Below are 22,582 nucleotides of genomic sequence, written 5' to 3' on the forward strand. Positions count from 1 at the left end.
CGGGTTGGCATGGCCGGCGCCTTGGCACCAGCCTTTTTCGTGGACCTGTTCAGCTTGTCAGGGCGAGCAGCGCGAAGGTCGCGAGCCAGTGCGTCCCCATATAATCGTCAGCGAGATGGGAGATGCTGGCCGCTAGATGATCCCCCGCCGCCGTCCGCGCGACGGGCGCAATCGGGTGCGTCGGCAGCGCCGCCGCGATCGAGCGCCAGCACCACGCGCGACTGAGGTTGAGGCCATCAAGATGCGCGATCTTGCCATCGCTCCGGTCGGAGACGGTGGCGGGCGTGAACAAGGTCGCCGGCGACCCGCTCACCGCATCGGGCAGAAACGCCTCGAACCAGCCGGCGAACTGCGCCCCCTGCACCCGGCTCATCAACAGCGCCTCGCACAGCGCTGGCGACAGGAACTCGTCGCCGCCCGGCTCCCACGCCTGGCAGCCACGATCCTCACCATACCATCGGCGCGCCCGCTCATCGATCAGCTTCACCAGCGCCTCGTCGTGCGCGGCCGCCCAGTCGCGCGCCAGCACCAGCGCAAAGGCGGTGTTGTAATGCGTGCCGACCCGGATCGGATAGGTCAGCTTCGGCAGATGCTTCTTGAAGCGCTCCGCAAAGGCGCGCGCCAGCGGTTCCAGCGCCGCGCCCCAGCCCGCCTGGTGCCGCACCGCCTCTCCATGCAGCGCCAGCGCCCAGGCCCAGCCATAGGGCCGCTCGAAGCCGGCGGCATAAGGTCGCGCGAGATACGCCACCTCGCCCGCGACCTTCTCCGGCACCAGCATGTCATCTGCCCGCGCCCGGATCTCGATCGTTTCGGCCAGATCCGGTTGGAGCCGCGCGATCGTCAGCAACTGCCACCAGCCATGAACGCAGCTGTGCCAATCGAAGCTGCCGTGGAAAATCGGGTGCAGCAGGTGCGGCTCAACCAGATCCTCCGGCCCGCTCAGCACCTGATCGAGCTTGAACGGATAGCGTTGCCCAACATGCCCCAGCGTCAGCCGGGCGAAGCTCGCCGCCATTTCGCCCCGAAGTTTCATGCGACGATCCACCACAAGAGAATGATATTGAAGGCGAGCAGCGGCAGCGCGGTCGGCACCTGTGCGCGGATCACGCCGTTGCGATCCTTGAGCTCCAGCAGCGCGGCGGGCACCAGATTGAAGTTCGCTGCCATCGGCGTCATCAGGGTGCCGCAGAAGCCCGCAAGCATCCCGATCGCCGCCACCGGCGCCGGATCCGCGCCATAGGTCTGCACCAGCAGCGGGATGCCAACCGCCGCTGCCATCACCGGGAATGCGGCAAAGGCATTGCCCATCACGATGGTGAACAGCGCCATACCCAGCCCGAACGCCAGCACCGCGCCAATCACACTCCCCGCCGGGATCGCCACGCCGATCAGCCGCCCGACCACCTCGCCCACCCCGGCGAGCGCGAACACCGCGCCTAGGCTCGCCAGCATCTGCGGCAACACCGCGGCCCAGCCGATATCGTCCATCAGCGCCCGCCCCGCGCGAAACGGCTCGGCCGGCGCCGGCCGCAGCCACACGTAGCAGAGTGCCAGCGCCAGCAGCACGCCGACGGTCAGCGCCACCAGCGTTGCCTGCCTGGGATCAACCAGCCACGGTACTTGCTTGAACAAGAGCGTTCCCAGCAGCGCGGTAACCGGAATGACCAGGGCCGGCACGAATACCATCGCACCGCGCGCGCGCGGCTCGCCCGTCTCCACGCGCCGCTTCATCCGCCCACTCGCCGCGATCGCGACCAGCGCGAGCACCAGCACGCCATTGCCGATATCACCCAGCCAGTCGCCAAGGAGGAAGCTCGTCGCAATCAGCCCATGAAAGGTGGCGTTCGCCCAGCGCTTCTCCGCCGCGCCGAGCAGGGCAAAGGCCAGAAACGTCAGCCCCGCCACGCCATAGATGAAGTTAAGCCCGATCATCCGCGCCGGACCCGTCGATCGAGCCATAGCAGCCGGCCGCCATGGATCAGGAACGCCGCGACCGCCGCCGGAATCGCCCAGACGGACAGGTGAAGCGGCTCGACGATGATGCCATAGCCCTCCAGCACCCCCTTCATCAGCAGGATCGATCCAATCGCGATGAAGATGTCCTCGCCGAAGAACAGCCCGATATTGTCGGTAGCGGCGGCGAGCGCCTTCACCTTCTCGGGATCATGCGCCTCACCAGCGGCCGCCTCCGCCATCGGCGCGATCAGCGGCCGCACCGTTTGCGCTGGCCCTGCGACCGACGTGAGCCCCAGTGCGGCGGTGATCTGACGGAACGCGAGATAGGCGATCAGCAGCCGCCCGGTGGTCAGCCCTTTCAGCCCCGCCACCAGCGCCCGCGCGCGCGCCTGCAACCCGTTGCGCTCGAGCAGCCCGATGACGGGCAGCACGATATAGATGGCGGTCACGTAACGGGTGTCGTTGAACGCCTTGCCGAACGCCGCCAGGATCGCCAGCGGATCGATCCCCGCTGCAAGCCCCGTGACCAGCGCCGACGCGGCAATGACCAGCATCGGGTTGAAGCGCAGCAGAAAGCCAAGCGCGATGATCGCGATGCCGGACAGGACAAGCATCAGGCGCCGACCCCCACTTCGTCACCCCGGCCTTGTGCCGGGGTCCACTGCGCCGCGTACCTCATCGCTGGAGGTGTGCGGCGCGGTGGATGCCGGGACAAGCCAGGGCATGACGCACCACTTTTCGTGCCAAGCATAGTCGAGGCACGTGCCAAAGGCGTTCCGCTTGTGACCTGTCCCTCGACGTTGCTCGGGACGAACGGGGTCGGTGTCACGCCGGCTGCAACAGCCCTTCCTTGGCGATCTTGTCCCGCCATGCCAGCGGCGCGAGCTGGTGGACGTTGTTGCCTTCGCTATCCACCGCCACGGTGACGGGGAAGTCGCTGACCTCGAATTCGTAGATCGCTTCCATCCCCAGGTCCTCGAACCCGACGACCTTGGATCCTTTGATCGCCCGCGCCACTAGATAGGCCGCGCCGCCGACCGCCATGAGATACGCCGACTTCGCGTCCTTGATCGCATCGGTCGCCGCCGGCCCGCGCTCGGCCTTGCCGACCATGGCGAGGAGGCCCTGGTCGAGCATCATGCGCGTGAACTTGTCCATGCGGGTGGCCGTCGTCGGACCAGCCGGGCCAACCACTTCCTCGCCAACCGGATCGACCGGCCCGACATAATAGATCACCCGCCCCTTGAACTCGACCGGCAGCTCCTCGCCGGCGTCGAGCATGTCCTTGATGCGCTTGTGCGCGGCGTCGCGGCCGGTCAGCATCTTGCCGTTCAGGAGCAGCCGGTCGCCCTGCTTCCAGCTCTGCACCATGTCGGGCGTCAGCGTGTCGAGGTCGACTCGGATCGCGGCCTTGTCAGGCGTCCAGTTGACGTCCGGCCATTCGGCAAGGTTCGGCGTCTCAAGGAACGCGGGCCCGCTGCCGTCAAGGGTGAAGTGCGCGTGGCGAGTCGCGGCGCAATTCGGGATCATCGCCACCGGCTTGCCCGCGGCATGGCAGGGCGCGTCTTTGATCTTGACGTCGAGGATGGTCGAAAGCCCGCCCAGCCCCTGCGCCCCGATGCCCAGCGCATTGACCTTGTCGAATATCTCGATCCGCAGCGCCTCAATGTCGTTCCTGGGCCCGCGCGCCTTCAGCGGCCCCATATCGATCGGCTCCATCAGCGCCTGTTTGGCGAGCAGCACGCAATGTTCCGCCGTGCCGCCGATGCCGATGCCAAGCATGCCCGGCGGGCACCAGCCTGCCCCCATCTGCGGCAGCATCTCGATCACCCAGTCGACGATCGAGTCGCTGGGGTTCATCATCTTGAACTTCGACTTGTTCTCGCTGCCACCGCCCTTGGCCGCGACATCGACCGACACCTTGCTCCCCGCCACCATCTCGACGTGAAGCACGCAGGGCGTGTTGTCGCGCGTGTTGCGACGCGTGAACGCCGGGTCGGCCAGCACGGAGGCACGCAGCTTGTTCTCCGGATGAAGGTATGCGCGGCGCACGCCCTCATCGATCACTTCCTGCATCGAGCGGGTCGTATCGTCGAGGCGGCAGTCCATGCCCCATTTGACGAACACGTTGACGATGCCGGTATCCTGGCACAGCGGCCGATGCCCTTCGGCGCACATGCGCGAATTGGTAAGGATCTGCGCAATTGCGTCCTTGGCCGCCGGCCCCTTCTCGGCTTCATAAGCCTCGCCCAGGGCGCGGATGTAATCCATCGGGTGATAGTAACTGATGAACTGGAGCGCATCGGCAACGCTCTCGATCAGGTCTGCGGCGCGGATCGTCGTGGTCATGATGCGCTGCACTATGGCGCGCGCGCCGCCAGTGCAACGCCGCGCCGACGCGAGCCTGTCATAAACGCTTTTCCAATCATCTTTGCGTAACCCGGCATGATGGGATCTGTCCGCCGTCCAACGCCACTCGCGCGTACTGATCAGCCCCGCCTCTTTGAGGCACTGGGGCTGATCGCACCTGTCCACGACGTGGTGCATGACGCCACCGAACGGCGCCTTGCCGAAGTGGCAGCGCTGTGGCCCGTGATTGTCGCGGTGCTGCTGCTGGGCACTGGTGCGCTCGTCGCGACCTTGGCCCTGGCGCATCAGATCACGCCGGTGGCCCTTGCCCTCGCCGCGCTACTTGCCGGGCTGGTGCTGGCCGCCTGGGCCTTGCTGGCGCTCCCGGCCGCCCGTTCGCTTGCACCGCACCGGCGTGCGACCACCCTGGCAGCGCTCGGCGCCTTGTTGTCCGCGGCGCTTTCGCTTCAGATCGATTTCGCGCCCGGGCTGCCCGGCGGCGCGCTTCAGACGACCACATTCGTGATCGGCTTCGGCGCCATTGTACTGATCGCCATTGCCCTTCACGCGGTGCGAATCGCGTCCCTGGCTTTTGCTCTGACGCTTGCGGTGATGGTGCCCGTGACGGCTGGGCTGGGTGTTCCGGCGGCCGCGGCATTGATCCTGGCAGCGCTGCTCGTCACGGGCGTGCTGCGCATTGCGCGTCGCGACCATGTGGCGCTCGGATCACGCGCCAAGGAGAAGCGTGATCAGCGCCTCGCCACCCGGCTGATCGAGGAATATGAAGCGCATAGCACCGGCTGGTTCTGGCAGACCGACCGCTTCGGCTGTTTGTGCCATTTGAGCGGCAAGCTCACCACGGAGCTTCAAACGCTTGGCTTCATGCCGATCGGCCAGCGGCTGGTGGAGGTGTTCCGGGTCGATTCGTCGATGGCGGATACCGAACGCACGCTGACCTTCCACTTATCGGCGCGCACCGGCTTTTCCGATTATTCCGTCCGCCCGGCATTCGATACGGAAGCCGATCGCTGGTGGTCGATCTCCGGCCGGCCGATGCTCGATGATCTCGGTCGCTTTCAGGGCTTTATCGGCTTCGGATCGGATCTGACGGAGAAGCGGCGGGCCGATGCGGAAATCACTCGCCTCGCACTGTTCGACAGCCTTACCGGGCTCGCCAATCGCCAGCGCATGCGCCTGTCGCTGGATCAGACGCTTGCCCAGACCAAGGGTCTGCGGAGCACCAACGCGCTGTTTCTGCTCGATCTCGATCGGTTTAAGGCGGTGAACGACACGCTTGGCCATCAGACCGGCGACGAATTGCTCAAACAGGTCGCGCAGCGGCTCCAGCGTACGGTGGGCGATGCCGGGCTGGTCGGGCGGCTGGGCGGCGACGAGTTCCAGGTCGTTCTGCCGCGTGAAGGCAATCACGATCGGCTCCAAAACCTCGCACAGCAGATCATCACGGCGCTGTCCCAGCAGTACTTCCTGGGTGGATCGTCGGTATCGATCGGCTGTTCGATCGGCATCGCCATTGCCCCGGAACACGGCAACGACAGCGAAACGCTGATTCGCAACGCCGATCTCGCGCTTTATGCCGCAAAGGCAGACGGGCGCGGTGTGTCACGCTTCTTCCGCGAGGAATTGCTGGCCGGCGCGCAGAACCGCAAACGCCTGGAAGACGATTTGCGCCGGGCCTTGGTCAATGACGAGTTCCACATGGTCTATCAGCCGGTGGTCTCGACCAAGGACGAAAGGATCGTCGGCTATGAAGGCTTGCTGCGCTGGGTTCACCCGACGCGCGGCGCGGTGAGTCCGGGCGATTTCATCCCGATCGCGGAGGAATGCGGGATGATCGAGGCGATCGGCGAATGGGTGCTGCGCACGGCATGCACCGAAGCCGCGCAATGGCCCGAGCATATCCGCATTGCCGTCAACGTCTCGGCAATCCAGTTCGCCAATCCCGCGCTGCCCGCCATTGTTACCAGCGCCATTGCATCCGCCGGCATTGCCGCCAGCCGGCTCGAACTGGAGATCACCGAAAGCGTGTTCGTCAATGACGATGCCGCGTCCAACCACATGTTCCGTGCCTTGAAGCGCATCGGCGTGCGGCTGGCGCTAGACGATTTCGGCACCGGCTATTCCTCGCTCGGTTATTTGAAGAAAGCGCCGTTCGACAAGATCAAGATCGACCAGAGCTTCGTGCGCGGAGCAATTCAGGCCGGCAATCGCAACGCAGCGATTATTCGCGCGATCGTCACGCTGGCGGACACTTTGGGCATGGAAACCACGGCGGAGGGAGTCGAGCAGCAGGACGAGATCGACTTGATTCGTGATCTCGGCTGCAGCCACATCCAGGGTTTCGTTTTTGGTCGCCCCGGTCCGGCGCGCGACATGCTGGCGCAGTTCACGCAAACGGCGGGGGCCGCGAACGCGGTCGGCCACAGGATCAGCCGTGCGAGCCGCGCCACCCTGCTGCGATCGGCGCGGCTGGAGATCGGCGATGAGGCCGGCGAAGTGCGCATCCGCAACCTGTCCACCACCGGCGTGATGATCGACGGCGTGGACTTCCCCGATACGGCGGTCGGCATCGAGGTGCGGATCGAGCTTGTCGATGGCGAACTTTTCCCGGCCACCATCCGCTGGGCGGCGGAGGGCCGCGCCGGTCTGGAGTTCGCGCGGCACTTCGACATGGAACGTCTGGCGCAGCCGACGCTGAAGGCCGTACGCAAGGCGGGGTGACAGCGCTTTATCTCCCCGCTCCGTCGCTGGGGAGGCACACTGGTTCCCGTCACCCTGAACTTGTTTCAGGCTCCACCCTGCCACCAGAAGAGCCGCCGCTTGGGCACGGTGGATGCTGAAACAAGTTCAGGGTGACGGCAAACGGGACAATGGTGTCCCTTGCCCGATGCGGCGGCACCGAATCGGCCATCGAAGATCGGGCCGCGCCCTGCCGTTCCACCAAAATTTTTTTCTTTCGCAGCGCCTGCCTTGCATTTCGCGAACTCGGCGGAAGTCCGCGCGTCGCGCGCTTCCGGCCTCGCCAAAGCGCGCTCCCGCCGCGGTGAACGGCACGCCGTCCCGTGCCCATCCCCTCTTGCGTCCCGGCGCGGACTGCCACAATCTGTTGGGGTAAGCTTCAGGGGTGAACGCTAGCGCTGGTAGAACAAAGGGCGTGATCCCATATCCGGGATCGCGGTCACATGCCTCGTGACACGAGGGATGATCACTTTTTGTTCTCACTTTCAGCCGCGCACCCGTGTAGCATGGGAGTTCGCTCCCGAGTCGAACAAACAAGGACGGTGGCGATGGATTTCAGGGACGCGAACGAGGCGAACATGGCGACCGATACTTTGCAGACGGCTGATGAAACGACCGCGACGGTTGAGAGCAGCACCGCCGGTGCGCAGCGCAAGCCGTACCCGCTCGACGTCGACCACTCGCGCGATTCGCTGCTGACCGACTTCGGTAAGGAAACGCTTCAGGATCGCTATCTCCTGCCCGGCGAATCGTACCAGGATCTCTTCGTCCGCGTCGCGAGCGCCTATGCCGACGATGCCGCGCATGCGCAGCGTATCTACGATTATATCTCGCGCCTGTGGTTCATGCCCGCCACGCCCGTGCTGTCGAACGGCGGCACCGGGCGCGGCCTGCCGATCAGCTGCTATCTGAACTCCGTCCCCGACAGCCTGAACGGCATCGTCGACACCTGGAACGAGAACGTCTGGCTCGCCTCGCGCGGCGGCGGCATCGGCACCTATTGGGGCAACGTCCGCGGGATCGGCGAACCGGTCGGCCTCAACGGCAAGACCAGCGGCATCATTCCCTTCGTGCGCGTGATGGATTCGCTGACGCTGGCGATCAGCCAGGGCTCGCTGCGCCGTGGCTCGGCGGCCTGCTACCTCGACGTGTCGCATCCGGAGATCGAGGAATTCCTCGAAATCCGTAAGCCGTCGGGTGACTTCAACCGCAAGGCACTGAACCTGCACCACGGCGTGCTCATCCCCGACGCCTTCATGGAAGCGGTGCGCGACGGCGGCGAGTGGGAACTGAAGAGCCCCAAGGACGGCACCGTGCGCAGCAAGGTTGATGCTCGCAGCCTGTTCCAGAAGCTGGTCGAGACCCGGCTCGCGACCGGCGAGCCGTACATCGTCTTCGCCGACCACGTGAACAAGAACATGCCCAAGCATCACCGTGACCTGGGTCTCAAGGTTTCCACGTCGAACCTGTGCAGCGAGATCACGCTGCCGACGGGCCGGGACCATCTTGGAAACGATCGCACCGCGGTCTGCTGCCTGTCCTCGCTCAACCTCGAAACATGGGATCAGTGGAAGGACGACAAGCAGTTCATCGAGGACGTGATGCGCTTCCTCGACAACGTCCTTCAGGATTATATCGATCGCCACGAGCCGGGCATGGAGCGCGCCGCGTACAGCGCCGGGCGTGAGCGTTCGGTCGGCCTTGGCGTGATGGGCTTCCACTCCTTCCTTCAGGCGCGCGGCTTGCCGATGGAAGGCGCCATGGCGAAGAGTTGGAACCTGCGCATCTTCAAGCACGTCAACGCCCAGGTGAACCAGGCGTCGATGACGCTTGCTGCCGAGCGTGGGCCCTGCCCCGACGCCGCCGACATGGGCGTGATGGAGCGCTTTTCCTGCAAGATGGCGATCGCGCCGACCGCGTCGATCTCGATCATCTGCGGCGGCACGTCGGCCTGCATCGAGCCGATCCCGGCCAACATCTACACCCACAAGACGCTGTCGGGCAGCTTTGCGGTGAAGAACCCCTATCTGGAAAAGCTGCTCAACGAGAAGAGCAAGAACGCCGAAAGCGTGTGGAACTCGATCCTCGAACACGGCGGCTCGGTGCAGCACCTCGACTTCCTCTCGCCGGAGGAGAAGGATTGCTTCAAGACCAGCTTCGAGATTGACCAGCGCTGGCTGCTGGAGCTCGCGGGTGACCGTACGCCGTACATCGATCAGGCGCAGTCGCTGAACCTGTTCATCCCGGCCGATGTCGAGAAGTGGGATCTGCTGATGCTCCACTTCCGCGCTTGGGAGCTGGGCATCAAGTCGCTCTATTACCTCCGCTCGAAGAGCGTACAGCGCGCCGGCTTCGCTGGCGGGGTGGAGGCAGACAACACCATCGAGAAGCCGAAGTTCGATCTCGGCGAAACCACTGATTACGACGAGTGCCTGGCCTGTCAGTAAGCAAGCGGCTTCGGATTGGCTGAGCAATCCGAGGAGTCGCAGCGACGGGCAGCGGCGCCGGCACAGCCGGCGCCGTCCGAGGGCGCGCCGTTTGGGAAGAAGGACTCAGCGCGGACTTACGTAACGGGCACCGCATTTACGTATTGGCGCGGGTCTGGTCCCTAAGGCGATCTAAACGACTGTCGGCCAGGCTGGGGAACCAATATCAAACGGTCCTCCTCGCGTGCACGCCACCGAATCGCTGATCCAGCTTCAGAACGTCATCCTCGAAATGATCGCGCGGGGAGAAACGCTGGAGCGCACCGCTAAGCGGTTATGCGCCGAGGTTGAGCAATTGGTGCCCGGCGCGGTCTGCACGGTCCTCACCGTTGACGATCGCGGCCTGCTTCACCCCCTCGCCGCGCCCAGCCTGCCCCCTGCCTATTCGGCCGCACTTGATGGGCTGCCAATCTCCCCGCGGTGCGGCTCATGCGGCACCGCCGCCTATTTGCGCGCGCCCGTCACGGTCACGGATATCGCCACCGACGATCGTTGGGCCGATTACCGCGACCTGGCATTGCCGCTCGGTATGGCAGCGTGCTGGTCGAGCCCGATCCTCGATGCGAAGGGCAAGGCGATCGCCACCTTCGCCTTTTACTATCGTGAACCCCGCGGCCCGACCGAGTTCGAGCGCGAGATCGTCAGGCATTGCGTCCATCTGTGCATCATTGCCATCGAGCGCCACCAGTGGGTGATCGATTACGAACGCCGCGCTTACACCGACGCACTCACCACCCTGCCCAATCGCGCCGCCTTCGATGCCGCGCTCCACAAGCTCCCCTGCGACGTGCCGGGCGCATGGGCGTTGCTGGTGATCGATCTCGACAACCTCAAGTTCGCCAACGACACCTTTGGCCATCACGCCGGTGATTGCCTGTTGCGGATCGCCAGCGAGCGGATCGCCGGTGCCGTCGCGCCGAACCGGCTGTTCCGCATCGGCGGAGACGAATTCGCGCTGGTGCTCGAAGACGCCGAGGCGTTGCGCGATCTCGATGGCACGGCCGCACGGATCCTCACCGCGCTCTCGACCGAAGCCGATTGCGGCGGCCACGCCATCGTTCCCCGCGCCACCATCGGCGGCGCGGTCCTGTCGCTCGGTGAGCGCGTCGCGGAACGCGTCCGCCAGAATGCCGACTTCGCGCTGTACCATGCCAAGGAAAGCGGGCGCGGCGGCTTTGTGCGCTACTGGGCCGGGATCGGCACCAGCATGACGCGCCGCCTCACGGCCATCCGCGACGTCGATGCAGCGCTCCGCGACGGTCGGATCGAAGCTTATTACCAGCCGATCGTTCGCCTCGACACGCGCGAGGTGGTCGGGCTGGAGGCGCTGTGCCGCATGCGAATCGGGCAACGGATCATTCCGGCGGCCGCCTTCCACCAGGCCACCACAGACGTCCATGTCGCCACTGAGTTGACCGCGCGCATGATGTCGCTGGTCGCCGCGGACGTGCGTGCGTGGCTCGACCTTGGCATCCCGTTCCAGCATGTCGGCATCAACGTCTCCTCCGCCGATATGCATGGCGCGGTTGACCGGGTGCTTGAACGCGCGTTCGCGGCGCAGAGCGTGCCCCTGAAGCACGTGATCCTGGAGGTTACCGAGTCTGTCTATATGGGTGACGGCGATCGCACGGTGCAAAAGGCGATCGAGACCTTGCGCGCCAAGGGCTTGCGAGTCGCGCTGGATGATTTTGGCACCGGCTATGCCTCGCTCACCCATCTGCTCACTGTTCCGGTCGATATCATCAAGATCGACAAGACCTTTGTCGATCGCCTCGCCGCGGGCGACGCCAGCACTGCGATCATCGAAGGGTTGATCAGTATTGCGGACAAGCTCGACATCCGCGTCGTCACCGAAGGGATCGAGACCGAACAACAGGCCGATTGCCTGCGCGCACTCGGCTGCCAACTGGGGCAAGGTTACCTCTTCTCTCGCCCCCTCGATCGCCACGCCACCACAGCCCTCCTGATGAAGCGTGCGCAATATGTTGGCGAAATGACGGTAGCCCCGCCAACCCGCGCGGCTGTGCTGCCGCGCTGACGCTACCGCGCGCGCCGGCATGGCGAGGGACGACGAAACGTGACGGGCAGCTGCAAACACATACGTCGCCTTGACGTGTCTGACACCTTGAACATATAGTGAACATATCTATTCGCGGCGGGCGAGCGCTTTGGCGCGTGTCCACCAAATATGGGGTGAACAGCAAATGCGTTCATCAACATATCGATATTTTCGAATGGTGCGCCGGCTCCTAATTGCGTAGATACCCGGCGCAGGGTTTGGTGGCCCCAGAGCGCGCAGCAAGCGCCCGAAAGGCCCGTCGCAAGGAAGCATTGTCGGATGGATCAGGGCATCGGCCACGGGGGACTTGCGCGCGCACATGGCGCCGCGACTCGCCTGCGGACATGCGCCATCCGCATGCGAAAAGGGCGGCGCCGAATTGCCGGCACCGCCCTCTCACCGCATCATCGCGCGGCAGCCCGCGTCGCCGCTCCCCATGGGGGCGGCGGGCGCGGGTCACTAGGCCTCTTCGAACATGTCCACAGCGTTCTGCGCGGTGGCGCTCAGCCGCACCGTATTGCCCTCGATCCCCGCAACCAGGCCGGCGGGCAGGTAATGATGCTTGGCGCCCTGCCCATCCTCCGTCGCCGGGCTGTCATCCTTGGTCAGCTTGATCCGCTCGCCCTCGACATGATCGACGGTGCCGACATGAACGCCATCGGCGCCGATGACGGTCATATGTTCCTTGATGTTGCTGTGGTCGTGCATGGTGGATCTCCCATTCGGTTCGGCAACACAACGACACATACCTTCTTTGGATGCATGGGAGGTGTGGCGTGAGTGACAGGCTTGCTGTTCACGGCCGCCGTGCCAACCCCATCGTCTTTTTCGGCGTTGGCGCCCGGAAGACGCGCACTGTCTATGTTACGCGTCAGGTGCGCCGATGAACTGGCAAGTGCTGATCATGTATGCGGTTGCGCTGGTTTTCGCGGTTGTCGGTGTCGCGCTTCTGCTCGCGCTGGCACGGCCGCGCAGTGCGGGACAGGTTTATGCGTTCCGCATGATCGGCATCATGGCCCTCGCCGGCGGCGTCGTCCTTGCGATGAGCGCCACCGCCATGTGGCAATGGAGCGTCGGAAGCTAACGGCTCTTCTTTTTGTCACCTGCGCAACTTTTGTAAAATTGTAAATTTCCGTTTCGGAGTAACCCATGTCCCTCCTCCAAGCATCCAAGCAGTACAAGCCGTTCGAATACCCCTGGGCCTTTGAATTCTGGAAGCGCCAGCAACAGCTTCACTGGCTGCCGGAGGAAGTGCCGCTGGGTGAGGATTGCCGTGACTGGGCGCAGAAGCTGACCGATCACGAACGTAACCTGCTCACCCAGATCTTCCGCTTCTTCACGCAGGCGGACGTCGAGGTGCAGGATTGCTACCACGAGAAATACGGCCGCGTGTTCAAACCGACCGAAATCAAGATGATGCTGACCGCGTTCAGCAACATGGAAACGGTGCATATCGCTGCGTACAGCCACCTGCTCGACACGATCGGCATGCCCGAGAGCGAGTATGGCGCGTTTCTTGAATATGCTGAGCTCAAGGATAAGCACGATTATCTGCAGCAGTTCGGCGTCGATTCCGATGAGGATATTGCGCGCACGCTGGCGATGTTCGGCGGCTTCACTGAGGGTGTGCAGCTGTTCGCCAGCTTTGCGATGCTGATGAACTTCCCGCGCTTCAACAAGATGAAGGGCATGGGGCAGATCGTCACCTGGTCGGTGCGTGACGAGAGCCTGCACTGCGAAGGCATCATCCAGCTGTTCCACGCCTTCGTAAAGGAGCGCAACTGCCTGACCAAGGCAGTAAAGGACGACATCGCCGATCAGTGCCAGACGACGATCCGGCTGGAGGATGCGTTCATCGATCTCGCTTTCGAGATGGGCCCGGTCAACGGCATGACCGCCAAGGACATCAAGAAGTACATTCGCTACATCGCAGACTGGCGCATGGGGCAGCTGGGGCTGAAGCCGATCTACATGATCGACGAACACCCGATCCCCTGGCTCACCCCGCTGCTCAACGGCGTCGAGCACGCGAACTTCTTTGAAACCCGCGCCACCGAATATTCCAAGGCGGCGACCAAGGGCCAATGGAGCGACGTGTGGGATTCGTTCGACAAGCGCCAGAAGGTCAAGGCCGCTCCCGCGGCGAACGAGGATGCTGGCGAGGATGGCGACATGTTCTCGCGCGCCGGAGTCGCCGCCGAGTAAGTTATTGAGATCGGCCAGCCTTTGACGAGGCTGGCCGGGTTCAAATGTCGAGCGCCCAGCCGTCGCGCCCCTTGGGGTCCGGCGGGCTAGCCGGCACGTAGCGCTGCGCACCCGCCGCCAGCCGCAGGATTGTCCAGTCGCCCCGCAGGTCAACCGCTTCCAGCGTACAACCGCAATCAGCAAAGGCAGCGACCACCTTCGCACGCTGCGTCTCCAGCAGCCCGGCCAGCACAATCACCGCCTTCGGGGCCGCTATCGCCGCCAGTTCCGGCGCCATCGACACCAGCGGCCCGGCCAGGATGTTGGCGATCACCAGATCGTACGGCGCCTTGGCCGTGATCGTCTCGTGCAGCGCGCCATCGGCAACGATCAGGTCGACACCACTGACATCGTTCGCGGCGGCATTGGCCCGCGTGACCTCCACCGCCGCCGGGTCGATATCAGTGGCGACGATCGCCGCCTCGGGCCACAGAAAGGCAGCGGCGAAGGCAAGTACGCCCGTCCCCGTCCCCACATCGATCACGTTCGCGAACGAACGCTCCGCCAGCCCGTCCAGCATCGCCAGACAGCCGCTGGTCGTTGCGTGATGCCCGGTCCCGAACGCCTGCCCCGCATCGATCAGCAACGCACGGCCACCGTCCGGCGCCATGGTGGGATGCGCGCTGGTGTGGACAACGAACCGCCCCTCGCGGATCGGCTCCAACCCTTCCTGCGACAGCGCCACCCAGTCCTGCGCGGTGAGCGCAGTGACGACCGGTGCGGTACCCGTCGCACTCGGCACCAAGGCGCGGATCGCCGCCAGCATCGCCGCGTCCGGCTCCGCCTCCATGTACGCGTCAAGCCGCCAGCGCTCGCGATCGTCCTCCACCTCCTCGGTGGTCATCAAGACGGCATCGATCGCCAGATCATCAGCCGCGTCGATCGCCTCGGCCTCCGCACGGGTGCACGGCAGCGTCACGCGCCAGCTATCAGCAGCGCCCATTTCAGCGGACATAGCTCGCCCCATTCACGTCCAGCACCGCGCCAGTCATTGATGCGGGCGCGTCGAGCGCCAACCACCGCGCCATCTCAGCCACCTCGTCGGGCATGGCGACCCGCCCAAGGGGAATGTCGGCGAGCAGCTTGTCCCCTCCCCGGCTCGCCAGATAGTCATCCGCCATCCCGGTCATGGTGAACCCGGGGCAGATCGCAAAGGCAAGAACGCTGTCCTTGGCGTAGCCCCGCGCAATCGACTTGGTCATCGCTACCATGCCTGCTTTGGACGCGGCATAGTGCCAGTGCGCCGGGCTGTCGCCGCGGTACGCTGCGCGACTTGCAACGTTGACGATCCGCCCACCGACGCCGCGCTCCCGCCAGTGGCGCACAGCGAAACGGCACAACTCCGCGGCGGCAGTCAAGTTGATGCGCATCGTGCGCTCCCATCCGGCAGCCCATTCCGCATCGTCATGCTCGATCGGATTAGCCTCAAACACGCCAGCGTTGTTGATCAGCACGTCGATCGTACCCAGCCGATCGAGCGCCGTCTGCCAGAGCGCAGCCGGAGCACCAGCCTGGTCCAGATCGGCCGCGACGAGTTCGCCAGCGTCGCTGGTCGCCTGCCCGACCACGGTGGCGCATGGCGACAGGGCGTCACGGATCGCCGCGCCGATCCCGCGCGAAGCACCGGTAAGAAGGATATTGGTCATAAGGCGGCCATAGGGGCTTGGCGCGGTGCCGTCATCCCGTGGCTGGAGCCACGAAGCCGTCGCGCCCGTGTCATGGATGACGATGCTTGCCCGCGACACCTCGTCCCAGACGTGATCCGGGATCCATGGTCCCGCGCCTCACTGCTCGAGCCCCTTGTCGCGGCGCGTGCGGGTGGTTGATCTCGGATCAAGTCCGATGACAAGGCGGTTGTCGCGCCGACGCTCCCTATTGCGCCGGCTCATCAGCCACGGTGGTGCGAACCGCACATCATGCCACCTTGGTGCTGAACTCGTCCGCCGCATTGCGCAACGCCACCAGCCGATCATCGATGGCCGCAAACTCCGTCCCCAGCAGGTCGAAGTCGCGCGCCACGGCCTGGCCCTCCCGCATGATCGCGGTGATGTTGCCGGCCGTCGCGTCGGCGGCCAGCGCAGTCTCATCCACTGCCGCCGTTATCGCGGTGACGGTCTGCGCCTGGGCCTCCATCGCGCGGCGGATGCGCGTGGCGGCTGTCTGCACCTCGCCGATGGTGGCCTGGATGCCCGCACTGGCATCCACCGTCACGCGGGTGGCATCCTGAATCCCGGCGATCTGCGCTGCGATATCATCGGTGGCGCGTGCGGTCTGGTTGGCGAGGCTCTTCACCTCCTGCGCGACCACGGCAAACCCGCGCCCCGCGTCCCCTGCCCGCGCCGCTTCGATCGTGGCATTGAGAGCAAGGAGATTGGTCTGCCCCGCGATGTCGCGGATCAGTCCGAGGATCGACTCGATGGACCGCGCATGATCGCTCAACATCGCGCTGACTCCGACCGCCCGCTCAGCCTGGCCGGCGGCGCGCGTCGCGATCTCCGCCGCGGCCTCCACCTCGCCGCGCGCATCCTCGATGGCGCGGATCAGCCCCGCCGCGGTCGATGCCGCATCGCGCATCGCCATCGCCGATTGCTCTGCCGCGGCCGCCACTTCAGCGCCACGCCCGACCATCGCATTGGCCGCATGCGCCGCGCCCGACGCCTGTGCCCGCACCCGCTCTCCCAGCAACGCCGCGCCGTCGATCGCGCCCGCGATATGCTCGCGAAACGCGCCGGCATGCGCGGCGCGCTCCTCCGTGACACGCGCACGGTCCGTCTGCGCGAGATGCGCGGCCATGATATCCGCCTCGATCAGCGCCAGCCGCTGGACGATGTCGGCCAGCCGCCGCATCCGCCCCACGTCGGTTCCGACATGGCCCTCGATCACCGCAAGCGTGCGCGCATGCGCAAAGGCGAGTGCCGCGGTTAGGGCGGCGAGCGGCACGTCGGACGCCCGTGAGACATCGGCGTGCTTCAGTGCCGCGGTCTTCCAAGCCTCATCGAGGGGAGCGGCATACTTGATCCGGATGTAGCGCGCGCTGCGGACTACCTGCCGCTCACGCCATCCCGCTTCAACCATCGGCGAAACATGCCGGGTCGCTGGCAGCGCCAAATAATGATCCCAGAAAGCGTCGGAGATCGCGTCGCAGTCCGCCTCCGTCAGCAGAGCATTAATCTCCGCCGCGCCGACGACAATCGCGCCATCCCAATCATACTCCCGGACGTGCGCCGCCATCGGCCGCGCCTGCCCTCCCCAAAGTCCCGGCACGGCTCCTCCAGCTTGCGCCATTGCACCTCTCCTTGCGTCACGCCGGTCGTGCCGGCGCGATCATGTTCCTTCAGGCCGCCACGCGCGCGGCGAAATCTCCGGCGCTGCCGTTCAGCAGTCCCAAGCGCCCCGCAAACCGATCGAAACCAGCCCCCAGCGAGTCGATCTCGCTTGCCACCGCTTCCGTATCGGCATGGATCGCGGCGATTGTGCCGGACATCGAATCCGCCGCCAACGCAGTCTCATCCACCGCTGCCGTGATCGCGGTGACAGTCTGCGCCTGCGCCTCCATCGCACTTCGGATACGGGTCGCGGAGGTCTGCACTTCGCCGATCGTTGTCCTGATGCCGGCGCTGGCGTCCACAGTCACCCGAGTCGCTGCCTGAATGGCCCCGATCTTTGTCGCTATGTCGTCGGTTGCGCGCGCGGTCTGGTTGGCGAGGCTCTTCACCTCCTGCGCGACCACGGCAAACCCGCGCCCCGCATCCCCTGCCCGTGCCGCCTCGATCGTGGCATTAAGCGCGAGCAGATTGGTTTGCCCGGCAATGTCGCGGATCAGTCCGAGGATCGACTCGATCGACTTGGCATGATCGCTCAACGCTTCGCTGACTCCCACCGCCTGGTCGGCCTGGCCCGCGGCGCGAGTCGCGATCTCCGCCGCGGCCTCCACTTCGGCGCGCGCGTCCTCGATAGCGCGGATTAGTCCGGCGGCGGTCGAGGCCGCGTCGCGCATCGCCAATGCCGATTGCTCCGCCGCCGCCGCTACCTCGCTCGCTTTTCCGAGCACGCCGCGCGCGGAGAAGGAAGCAGTGGTGGCCTGGTCCCGCAACGAACCGCCTTCGGCCGTTGCTTCCTCCACGGTCGCCGCGATGCCGACGCGAAAATCCGCTGCCAGTCGATCGCGTGCGCTTTGCGCGCTATGCTTGCGATATTCGTTATAGATCGCGCCGGTGATTTCGCCCTCCAGCGCGGAAAGTCTCATCAGCGTGTCGATCATCATCGGCAACCGCGCATCCGACGCGTTGCGCCGCGCCATGAGGATGCCCAGCGCCGCCCGATCGCTCGCACTGATCATCGACAGCAATGCCAGTGGAGAAACTTCCGCCTGATACGCCGCCGCGACCGATCGCTCGATCGCCTCAATCCACGCGGTGCCGGCCGTGTCGAGAAAGCGGTTGCGCAGAAACGTGCAGCCGAGGTCGATCATCGTGGCGGTTTCGTGCGCCGGCCACACACGCTGGTCGTCGAAGCAGCGCAGCCAATGTTGCCAGTAAGCCTCCGAAATCGTGCGGGCTTCTGGCTCCAGAGCCGCCCACACTTCCCGGCTTGCCGCCGAAAGCGTGCCGTCGAAGTCAAAGACGCGCAGCCGAGCCTTGAGGTCGACGATGCGGGCGACGGCGCCCACGGCTGGCAGATCTGCAGACAAGTTGGTGCGCTCCCGGTTGATCGCGCATCGCCGTACAGCTTCATTGGTTAAACGGCGGTTAGGGTGAGCTGCCAACTAACGTGCGATCGATTCGCAGGAGGCCGCTCGCGCTTGCAACATCGGCCACCGCGCCTCATAGACCGCGCCAAATCGTCGGCTCACCGCAGGAATCTGAAGCCTTGGCCACCAAACCAGCTCGCCCGAAAAGCCCGCATCTGTTCAGCGGCCCGCTAGCGCTCCATTATCGCTGGAGCGCGGCGATGACCGTCTCGATCCTGCACCGCGTAACAGGCAGCGGGATGGCCACGCTTGGCTCTCTCCTGCTGGTGTGGTTCTTGGCGGCGCTCGCCTCGGGCGAGGCTGCCTACGCCACGTTCCGCGACGTGTTCACCTCTAGCGACGGAAGCCTCAACATTCTCGGCTGGGTGATTGCCGTCGGCCTTACCCTCTCGCTGTTCCAGCACATGATGAGCGGCATCCGCCACCTCGTGCTCGATACCGGGGCGGCGTTCGAGCTGAAGCTGAACCAGCGACTCGCGCGGCTCACCTTCCTTGGCTCGACGGTGCTGACGCTCGCCTTCTGGCTCTACGTGGGGACCAAGTAATGGGTACGGGAACCTCGATCGGCCGCGTTCGCGGTCTGGGTAGCGCGCACGAAGGCGCACATCACTGGTGGCACCAGAAGATCACGGCAGGGTCGAACATCCTGCTGATGAGCTGGCTCATGATCTCGCTCGCCCGCCGCCCGTCCTATGATTACGGCGCAATGCGCGAGTGGCTGTCGACGGCCTGGGTGGCGGTGCCGATGCTGCTGCTCGTCATCTCCGTCTTCTACCATTTCCGTATCGGCCTTCAGGTGGTGATCGAAGATTACCAGCGGGACGAGCGCCGCATCCTTGCCATGGTGCTCCTCAACCTGTTCGTCGCCGCCGTCGCCGGCACTGCCATCTTCGCGATCCTCAAGATCGCTTTCGGAGCGAATTGATGCCCGCCGCTTACCAGATCATCGACCATACTTACGACGCGGTCGTCGTCGGTGCCGGCGGCTCGGGCCTTCGCGCCACGATGGGCATCGCCGAAAGCGGGCTGAAGACCGCTTGCATCACCAAGGTGTTCCCGACGCGCAGCCACACTGTGGCGGCGCAGGGCGGCATCGCGGCCAGCCTCGGCAACAATTCGCCCGATCACTGGTCGTGGCACATGTACGATACCGTCAAGGGCTCCGACTGGCTCGGTGACCAGGACGCGATCGAATATATGGTGCGCGAGGCACCGGCCGCGGTGTACGAGCTGGAGCACGCCGGCGTGCCCTTCAGCCGCAACGAGAACGGCACCATCTACCAGCGCCCGTTCGGCGGCCACATGCAGAACATGGGCGATGGACCGCCCGTGCAGCGCACCTGCGCCGCGGCTGACCGTACCGGCCATGCCATGCTTCACGCGCTCTACCAGCAGAGCCTGAAGTATGACGCCGACTTCTACGTCGAATATTTCGCGCTCGACCTGATCATGGAAAACGGCGCGTGCCGCGGCGTGATCGCGCTCAACATGGAAACTGGAGCGATCCACCGCTTCCGCGCCCATGCGGTGGTGCTGGCGACCGGCGGCGGCGGCCGCGTCTACCAGTCGGCGACGTCGGCGCACACCTGCACCGGCGACGGCAACGGCATGGTGCTGCGCGCGGGTCTTCCGCTGCAGGACATGGAGTTCGTCCAGTTTCACCCGACCGGCATCTACGGCGCGGGCGTGCTGATCACCGAGGGCGCACGCGGCGAAGGCGGCTACCTCACCAATTCCGAAGGCGAGCGCTTCATGGAGCGCTATGCGCCCAGCGCCAAGGACCTCGCGTCGCGCGACGTCGTGTCGCGCTCGATGGCGGCGGAAATGCGCGAGGGCCGCGGCGTCGGTAAGGACAAGGACCACATCTTCCTTCACCTCGATCATATCGATCCCAAGGTGCTGGCGGAGCGCCTGCCGGGCATCACCGAGACAGGCAAGATCTTTGCGGGTGTCGATCTCACGCGTCAGCCGCTGCCCGTCACCCCGACCGTTCACTACAACATGGGCGGCATCCCGACGAACTATCACGGCGAAGTCGTTCACCTGAAGGACGGTAACCCCGATGCGATCGTCCCCGGGCTGTTCGCGGTCGGTGAGGCGGCGTGCGTGTCGGTGCACGGCGCCAACCGCCTCGGCTCCAACTCGCTGATCGATCTTGTGGTGTTCGGCCGCGCCACCGGCCTGCGCCTTAAGGAGACGCTGAAGCCCAACACCTCGCACAATGCGCTGCCGAAGGGTTCGGAGGAGATGGCGCTCGCCCGCCTCGATCACTTCCGCAACGCGGCCGGCGCGTCGCCCACGTCGAAGATCCGCGCCGAGATGCAGCGCACGATGCAGCGCCACGCCGCGGTGTTCCGCGACAGCGCGTTGTTGGCAGAGGGTGTCACGAAGATCGACGCGATCTACCAGTCGATGCAGGACATCGGCATCAAGGACCGCTCGCTGATCTGGAATACCGACCTGGTTGAGACGCTGGAGCTCGACAACCTCATCAGCCAGGCGGTTGTGACGATGCGCGGCGCCGAGAACCGGAAGGAAAGCCGCGGTGCGCACATGCACGAGGATTTCCCCGAGCGCGACGACGCGAACTGGATGAAGCACACCACCGCCACATTCGACGGCTGGGGTGGCAAGGGCGGCGCCTGCACGCTCGATTACCGCCCGGTGCACGATTACACGCTGACCGACGACGTCGAGTACATCAAGCCGAAGAAGCGCGTTTACTGACCGGGGCCGCGCTTCAGTTTCCCAGACCCAAGCCACAAAGTTCATCGTTCCCCGGCCCTGTGCCGGGGTCCAGCCGTCCGCAAACTCCACGCTGCAGAGAGCGCGGTCCGCTGGATGCAGGGACAACCCCGGTATAATGATTGACTTAGTGCCCGCGGCGCTCGCGCTGCAACCGCGCTTTCCGCCTTCCTCTTCTGCCAATTGACAGCCGCCGCCACGCCCCGCCTAATGCGCGTCGATAGGGGGGCGCGATGAAGCGGTTGCTGACGATCCTGCTTGCGACCATCGCCGGCATGGCCCCCGCGCAAACCTATCAGCCCGCGCAGCACACCCGCCCCGTGCCGCTCGTCTCGCGTGGCGGCGAGGCGGAGCTGGTGCAGCTCGCCAATCAGGGCGGCGCGATCGAACATGATCGGCCCGCCGGCTGGCTGCTCGCCGAGCACCGCCGGCTCGCCGCCGCGCTCGCCACGCTCCAGCCGCAGCGCAAGGGCACGATCGACGCCTATGTCGTGGTCGCCGCGCTCGACAGCGATCCCGTCTTCGGGCGCGAAGCGCGCGAGGCCGGCAAGGTGCTCGCAACCCGCTACGGCGCGACCGGGCGCTCGATCGTCCTCGCCGGCACGGACGGCAGCGCCGACAGCAAGCTGCCGATGGGCTCGCCCGCCAATCTCGACACCGCGCTCGCCCGCGTCGCCGAGTTGATGGACCCAGCGGAGGACGTGCTGGTGCTTTACACCACCAGCCACGGCGCGCGGTTTGGCATCGTGTATAACGACGCTGACCAGGGTTTCGGTGCGATTTCGCCGACGCGACTATGGGGTACGTTGTCGCAGCTTGGCATTCGCAACCGCCTGATCCTGATCTCGGCCTGCTACGCCGGCGTCTTCGTCCCCGCGCTGTCGAGTGACACCACCGCGATCGTCACCGCCGCCTCAGCTGACCGCACGTCCTTCGGCTGCGAGGCCGATAATGACTGGACCTTCTTCGGCGACGCGCTGGTCAACCACGCGCTACGCAAACCGCAACCGCTCGCCGCCGCCGCGCAGGAGGCCGTGACAATGATCGGCGGCTGGGAACGAGACGGCAAGCTCGAACCCTCGCAGCCGCAAGTCTCGATCGGCCCCGGCGCCGTCCGCTGGTTGACAGCACTGGACGCTCGCGCGCCGAAGAAGCCCGGCACCCCCATCGGCCGACCTGCGAATGCGGTGCTGACGCAAGCGCCCTGACCTCCCCCTCCCGCTGCCTCTTGACCAC

18 protein-coding genes are annotated in these 22,582 nt (G+C 65.4%); 9 read left to right on the forward strand and 9 right to left on the reverse strand.

Going from position 1 to position 22,582, the window contains the following annotated elements; genetic code table 11:
• Positions 1–49 precede the first annotated feature (49 nt).
• The 4 genes from SPHI_RS13345 to SPHI_RS13360 all read right to left on the reverse strand — a co-directional run bounded on the left by SPHI_RS13345 (position 50) and on the right by SPHI_RS13360 (position 4,305).
• The gene (locus SPHI_RS13345) at positions 50–1,033 is read right to left on the reverse strand and encodes a DUF2891 domain-containing protein (protein WP_076745456.1); all 984 of its coding nucleotides are present in this window, start codon (positions 1,031–1,033) and stop codon (positions 50–52) included.
• Positions 1,030–1,932: a DUF979 domain-containing protein gene (locus SPHI_RS13350; RefSeq protein WP_076745457.1), complete on the reverse strand. Its 903-nt coding sequence runs from the start codon at positions 1,930–1,932 to the stop codon at positions 1,030–1,032. The genes SPHI_RS13345 and SPHI_RS13350 overlap by 4 nt, the downstream gene beginning before the upstream one ends.
• The gene (locus tag SPHI_RS13355; RefSeq protein ID WP_076745458.1) at positions 1,929–2,570 is read right to left on the reverse strand and encodes a DUF969 domain-containing protein; all 642 of its coding nucleotides are present in this window, start codon (positions 2,568–2,570) and stop codon (positions 1,929–1,931) included. Before SPHI_RS13355 ends, SPHI_RS13350 begins: the two co-directional genes overlap by 4 nt.
• A gap of 211 nt (positions 2,571–2,781) precedes the next feature.
• A complete protein-coding gene (locus SPHI_RS13360; protein WP_076745470.1) occupies positions 2,782–4,305 on the reverse strand; it encodes a fumarate hydratase in 1,524 nt (507 codons plus the stop codon).
• Positions 4,306–4,401: 96 nt separating this feature from the next.
• Between SPHI_RS13360 and SPHI_RS13365 the strand changes: the two genes are divergently transcribed.
• From SPHI_RS13365 to SPHI_RS13375, 3 genes are all read left to right on the forward strand, one after another.
• Positions 4,402–7,044, forward strand: coding sequence for a putative bifunctional diguanylate cyclase/phosphodiesterase (locus SPHI_RS13365; protein WP_096348773.1), 2,643 nt, complete (start codon positions 4,402–4,404; stop codon positions 7,042–7,044).
• Positions 7,045–7,610: 566 nt separating this feature from the next.
• Positions 7,611–9,509, forward strand: a complete 1,899-nt coding sequence (locus SPHI_RS13370) for a ribonucleoside-diphosphate reductase subunit alpha (protein WP_076745459.1) — start codon at positions 7,611–7,613, stop codon at positions 9,507–9,509.
• Between the two features lie 223 nt (positions 9,510–9,732).
• Complete coding sequence (locus SPHI_RS13375) at positions 9,733–11,586, forward strand: putative bifunctional diguanylate cyclase/phosphodiesterase (protein ID WP_332888925.1); 1,854 nt, start codon at positions 9,733–9,735, stop codon at positions 11,584–11,586.
• Between the two features lie 480 nt (positions 11,587–12,066).
• Here the strand turns inward: SPHI_RS13375 and SPHI_RS13380 are convergent, their stop codons facing one another.
• Positions 12,067–12,315 (reverse strand): DUF2171 domain-containing protein, encoded by a 249-nt coding sequence (locus SPHI_RS13380; protein ID WP_076745460.1) that lies wholly within the window; start codon positions 12,313–12,315, stop codon positions 12,067–12,069.
• 175 nt (positions 12,316–12,490) lie between these two features.
• Between SPHI_RS13380 and SPHI_RS13385 the strand changes: the two genes are divergently transcribed.
• Positions 12,491–12,691, forward strand: a complete 201-nt coding sequence (locus tag SPHI_RS13385) for a hypothetical protein (protein ID WP_076745461.1) — start codon at positions 12,491–12,493, stop codon at positions 12,689–12,691.
• A gap of 65 nt (positions 12,692–12,756) precedes the next feature.
• Positions 12,757–13,812: a ribonucleotide-diphosphate reductase subunit beta gene (locus tag SPHI_RS13390; protein ID WP_076745462.1), complete on the forward strand. Its 1,056-nt coding sequence runs from the start codon at positions 12,757–12,759 to the stop codon at positions 13,810–13,812.
• A gap of 40 nt (positions 13,813–13,852) precedes the next feature.
• Here the strand turns inward: SPHI_RS13390 and SPHI_RS13395 are convergent, their stop codons facing one another.
• The 4 genes from SPHI_RS13395 to SPHI_RS13410 form a co-directional block, all read right to left on the reverse strand.
• Positions 13,853–14,806 (reverse strand): 50S ribosomal protein L11 methyltransferase, encoded by a 954-nt coding sequence (locus SPHI_RS13395; protein WP_076745463.1) that lies wholly within the window; start codon positions 14,804–14,806, stop codon positions 13,853–13,855.
• The gene (locus tag SPHI_RS13400) at positions 14,796–15,497 is read right to left on the reverse strand and encodes an SDR family NAD(P)-dependent oxidoreductase (protein ID WP_076745473.1); all 702 of its coding nucleotides are present in this window, start codon (positions 15,495–15,497) and stop codon (positions 14,796–14,798) included. Before SPHI_RS13400 ends, SPHI_RS13395 begins: the two co-directional genes overlap by 11 nt.
• Positions 15,498–15,765: 268 nt before the next feature.
• On the reverse strand, positions 15,766–17,082 hold the full coding sequence (locus SPHI_RS15435; protein WP_269844746.1) for a methyl-accepting chemotaxis protein: 1,317 nt from the start codon (positions 17,080–17,082) through the stop codon (positions 15,766–15,768).
• A 103-nt stretch (positions 17,083–17,185) separates the two neighbouring features.
• Positions 17,186–18,322 (reverse strand): methyl-accepting chemotaxis protein, encoded by a 1,137-nt coding sequence (locus SPHI_RS13410; RefSeq protein ID WP_198927880.1) that lies wholly within the window; start codon positions 18,320–18,322, stop codon positions 17,186–17,188.
• Positions 18,323–18,720: 398 nt separating this feature from the next.
• On the opposite strand from SPHI_RS13410, the gene sdhC reads away from it, so the two are divergent.
• From sdhC to SPHI_RS13430, 4 genes are all read left to right on the forward strand, one after another.
• Positions 18,721–19,146, forward strand: coding sequence for a succinate dehydrogenase, cytochrome b556 subunit (sdhC, locus tag SPHI_RS13415; protein ID WP_076745465.1), 426 nt, complete (start codon positions 18,721–18,723; stop codon positions 19,144–19,146).
• Positions 19,146–19,526: a succinate dehydrogenase, hydrophobic membrane anchor protein gene (gene sdhD / locus SPHI_RS13420; RefSeq protein ID WP_076745466.1), complete on the forward strand. Its 381-nt coding sequence runs from the start codon at positions 19,146–19,148 to the stop codon at positions 19,524–19,526. Before sdhC ends, sdhD begins: the two co-directional genes overlap by 1 nt.
• Positions 19,526–21,328 (forward strand): succinate dehydrogenase flavoprotein subunit, encoded by a 1,803-nt coding sequence (sdhA, locus tag SPHI_RS13425; RefSeq protein ID WP_076745467.1) that lies wholly within the window; start codon positions 19,526–19,528, stop codon positions 21,326–21,328. Before sdhD ends, sdhA begins: the two co-directional genes overlap by 1 nt.
• A 251-nt stretch (positions 21,329–21,579) precedes the next feature.
• Positions 21,580–22,554, forward strand: a complete 975-nt coding sequence (locus tag SPHI_RS13430) for a C13 family peptidase (RefSeq protein ID WP_076745468.1) — start codon at positions 21,580–21,582, stop codon at positions 22,552–22,554.
• Positions 22,555–22,582: the final 28 nt, after the last annotated feature.

It is taken from the genome of Sphingomonas jeddahensis (assembly GCF_001981525.1).
Classification (GTDB): domain Bacteria; phylum Pseudomonadota; class Alphaproteobacteria; order Sphingomonadales; family Sphingomonadaceae; genus Sphingomonas; species Sphingomonas jeddahensis.